Annotated in this window: 4 protein-coding genes; all 4 read left to right on the top strand. The window is 64.3% G+C overall.

Translation table 11 applies throughout. The features are described from left to right. A partial coding sequence (gene rsmH / locus EOA49_RS30800; RefSeq protein ID WP_127243558.1) for a 16S rRNA (cytosine(1402)-N(4))-methyltransferase RsmH occupies positions 1–613 on the top strand: 613 nt, incomplete at its 5' end. A 4-nt stretch (positions 614–617) separates the two neighbouring features. After that, positions 618–1,013: a hypothetical protein gene (locus EOA49_RS30805; protein WP_066990723.1), complete on the top strand. Its 396-nt coding sequence runs from the start codon at positions 618–620 to the stop codon at positions 1,011–1,013. Continuing rightward, positions 1,010–2,734: a penicillin-binding protein 2 gene (locus tag EOA49_RS30810; RefSeq protein WP_066990727.1), complete on the top strand. Its 1,725-nt coding sequence runs from the start codon at positions 1,010–1,012 to the stop codon at positions 2,732–2,734. The genes EOA49_RS30805 and EOA49_RS30810 overlap by 4 nt, the downstream gene beginning before the upstream one ends. 54 nt (positions 2,735–2,788) lie before the next feature. Continuing rightward, on the top strand, positions 2,789–4,070 hold a 1,282-nt coding region (locus EOA49_RS30815; RefSeq protein ID WP_127243559.1), incomplete at its 3' end, for a UDP-N-acetylmuramoyl-L-alanyl-D-glutamate--2,6-diaminopimelate ligase.

Below are 4,070 nucleotides of genomic sequence, written 5' to 3' on the forward strand. Positions count from 1 at the left end.
GGCTGGCCTGAGCGCCGCCGACGTCGTGAACACCTTCAAGGCGGGCGACCTTGCCCGCATCTTCGGCTTTCTCGGCGAAGAGCGGCATGCCGGCCGCATCGCCCGCATGATCGAGGCCCGGCGCGAGAAGCGGCCCTTCGAGCGCACGCTCGATCTTGCCGACGCCATCGCCACCCATGTCGGCCGCGCGCCGAAGGACAAGATCCATCCCGCCACCCGCGTCTTCCAGGCGCTGCGCATCTTCGTCAATGACGAGCTCGGCGAGTTGGCGAGCGCGCTGTTCGCCGCCGAGCGGGTGCTGAAGCCGGGCGGCAGGCTCGCCGTCGTGACCTTTCATTCGCTGGAGGATCGCATCGTCAAACGCTTCATCGCCGATCGCGCCGACGCGGCCAGCGGATCGCGTCATATGCCGGACGCGCCGGCGCGGCTGGCGACCTTCCGCAAATCCGGCGGCGGGGTGACGCCGGGAGAGGCCGAGATCGCCGGCAATCCGCGGGCGCGCTCGGCGAGGCTGCGCGCGGCAATCCGCACCGGCGCGCCTGCGCGCGCCGGCGACTTTTCGATTTTCGGCCTTCCAAAGCTTCCCGCCGTCGAGCGGCCGGGGGAGAGGTAAGCACGTGTTTCGCACCAGCGATATAGTCCTGATCGCCGTAATGGTCTCGGCGGCGGCATTGACCTACAAGACCAAGCGCGAGGCCGAGGACCAGCTGGCGGCGGTGCAGAAGCTGCAGGCGCAGATCCGCTACGAGGAAGACACAATCGATCTTCTCAAGGCGGACTGGAGCCTGCTCACCCAGCCTGCGCGGCTGCAGAAGCTTGCCGAAATCTACAAGTCGCAGCTCGGGCTCGAGCCGCTCAACGCCCACCAAATCGGCGGGCTCGACGACGTGCCGATGAAGCCGCTCAATATCGAGGACCTGTCGTCGCAGCCGCTCGGCGGCATGGCCGACAATTCGGGCAAAGGGCCGTCGGACGGCAAGGATCCGGTGGTGACCGGGAGCACCGTGCAATGATCAGCAGGCTTCCAGGGATCGGCAACCTGCTGAAGCGCCGAAGCAAGGCAGCTGAGGACGGCTCGATCGTCGTCGACGCCGCCCGCAAGGCAACCGGCGGCAAGGCCAAGACCCGCATCGTCATGACGATGGCGGTGTTCTTCACCATCTATTCGACGATTGCCGGCCGACTGGTCTATCTCGGCCTGCAGAATCCGGACAATTCGGGTGGTCCGCAGAGCCGCGTCACTGCATCGCGGCCGGACATCGTCGACCGCAACGGCGAGGTGCTGGCGACCGACATCAAGACGGCGTCGCTGTTCGCCGAGCCGCGCCGTATCGTCGACGCCGACGAGGCGATCGAGAAGCTCTCGACCGTGCTTCCCGAGATTGACTACGAGCAGACTTATCACAAGCTGAAGAGCGGCGCCGGCTTCGTCTGGCTGCAGCGGCAGCTGACGCCGAAGCAGCAGGCGGACATCATGGCGCTCGGCATCCCGGGTCTCGGTTTCCGCACCGAAAAGCGCCGCTTCTATCCGAGCGGCGAAACGTCATCCTACATTGTCGGGCTCACCAACATCGACAATCAGGGCATCTCCGGTATGGAGAAGTACATCGATGACCAGGGCCTGACCGATCTGCAGGCGTCAGGACTGGCGGTGGCCAGGGATCTGAAGCCGGTGAAGCTGTCGATAGACCTGCGCGTCCAGCATGTGGTGCGCGACGAGGTGGCGACCGGCATGGAACGGTTCCACGCGATCGCGGCCGGCGCGGTGGTCCTCAATATCAAGACCGGCGAAGTCCTGGCCATGGCCTCGGTGCCGGATTTTGACCCCAACAATCCCTACAATGCTCAGGAAAAGGACCGGCTGAACCGTATGTCGGCCGGGCTCTACGAGATGGGCTCGACCTTCAAGAGCTTCACCACCGGCATGGCGCTCGATTCCGGCAAGGTGACGCTGGAGAGTCGCTTCGATGCGTCGCGCCCGATCAGGATCGGCCGCCAGACCATCCATGACTTCCACAGCAAAGGCCGTGTGCTTTCGGTGCCCGAAGTGTTCATCTATTCGTCCAACATCGGCTCGGCCAAAGAAGCCGAGGCTGTCGGCATCGAAGGGCATCGCGAGTTCCTGCATCGGCTAGGCGTGCTCGAAAAGATGCAGACGGAATTGCCGGAAGTGGCGCGCCCGACCGAACCGAAAGTATGGAAGCAGGTCAATTCGATCACCATCGCCTTCGGCCATGGCGTCTCGACAACGCCCCTGCAGACTGCCGTCGGCTGCGCCGCATTGATGAGTGGCTATTTGATCGAGCCGACTTTTCTGCCGCGCACGGCCGAGCAGGCGATGGAGGTGGCCAAAAGGGTGGTCAAGGACACGACCGTGGAAGGGATGCGCTATCTCTACGCACTCAACGCCGAGAAAGGCTCGGGCAAGAGCGCCAGGGTTCCGGGTTACCGCGTCGGCGGCAAGACGGGCACGGCGGAAAAGGTCGTCAACGGCCGTTATTCGAAAGAGAAGAATTTCAACGCCTTCGTCGCCGCCTTTCCGATGGACGATCCGCAATATATCGTGCTGACCATCGCCGATGAGCCGAAGCCGGAAAAGCCCGGCATGGGCGCCACCGCCGCCTCGAATGCCGGCATCATGGCAGGCAACATCATCAGGCGTGCGGCTTCGATGCTTGGCGTGAAGCCAGATTTCAGCCATGAAAATGGTGCAACGCTGGTTTCCTATCAGTGATTCTTGGGGCGCGCCGGCAACTGCGCGCTATTTTGTTGCGGTGAACGGGACTCAATGTATCTGAAAAATCTAGCCGGTATCCTGCCTGTCGAGGGAACAGCTTCCCCCGATCTGGAGGTTACCGGTCTCTCCTCCGATTCCCGCCAGGTAAGACCGGGCGTCGTTTTTTTCGCGCTCGCCGGCAGCAAGGCTGATGGCTCGACCTATGCCGCCGATGCCGCCGGCCGCGGCGCTGCCGCAATCGTGGCGGCCAAAGGCAATACAATCTCCGGTCTGTCGATCCCGGTTCTTGCCGTCGATGATCCCCGTCTGGCATTGGCGCTGAGCGCGGCGCGCTTCTTCGGCAAGCAGCCTCGGACGATGGTCGCCGTAACCGGGACCAGCGGCAAGACATCGGTTGCCGCGTTCACCCGCCAGATCTGGGAGCAGGCAGGTTTTGCCGCCGCTTCGATCGGCACGACCGGCGTGGTGGCGCCGGGCCGCAACGAATATGGCTCATTGACTACGCCCGATCCGGTCGCGCTGCACGAGTTGCTCAAGGAACTGGCGGAGGCAGGGGTAACGCACGCCTCGATGGAGGCTTCCAGCCATGGTCTCGACCAGCGTCGGCTCGACGGCGTCAAACTGGCCGCCGGCGGCTTTACCAATCTCGGCCGCGACCACATGGATTACCATCCGACGGTCGAGGATTATCATCGTGCCAAGCTGCGTCTGTTCGACACGCTGCTGCCGAAGGGGGCGCCGGCCGTGATCTTCGCCGACGATCCCTGGTCGCAGCCGACGGTTCATGCCGCGCGGGCAGCGGGCCTCAATGTTCTGACCGTCGGGCGCCACGGCGAATTCCTGACGCTGAAGCGCGTCGAGCATGAGCGGCGGCGCCAGCGTGCCGAGGTGGAGGCCGATGGTGTGCTTCACGAGATCGACCTGCCGTTGGCAGGTGATTTCCAGATCGCCAACGCCCTGGTTTCGGCCGGCCTCGCCATCTCGACTGGAACATCCGTTGATAAGGCATTGGCCGCATTGGAGAAACTCAAAGGTGCGCCGGGCCGCCTCGACCTTGTGGGCACGACGGCCGCCGGCGCTCCGGTCTATGTCGACTACGCGCACAAGCCCGACGCGTTGGAAAATGTCCTGACCTCGGTTCGTCCGTTCACCACGGGCCGGGTCGTTGTCGTCTTCGGCTGCGGCGGCGACCGCGATCGCGGCAAGCGGCCGATCATGGGCGAGATCGCGACCCGGCTCGCCGATGTCGTCATCGTCACCGACGATAATCCGCGCACGGAAATCCCCGAAACCATCCGCGCGGCAATCCTTGCCGCGGCGCCCGGCGCCATCG

It is taken from the genome of Mesorhizobium sp. M1A.F.Ca.IN.020.04.1.1, from assembly GCF_003997315.1.
Classification (GTDB): domain Bacteria; phylum Pseudomonadota; class Alphaproteobacteria; order Rhizobiales; family Rhizobiaceae; genus Mesorhizobium.

What these genes read in the sequence shown, in the direction of transcription:
- EOA49_RS30810 (WP_066990727.1), top strand. Translation starts at nt 1,010, where the DNA reads ATGATCAGCAGGCTTCCAGGGATCGGCAACCTGCTGAAGCGCCGAAGC.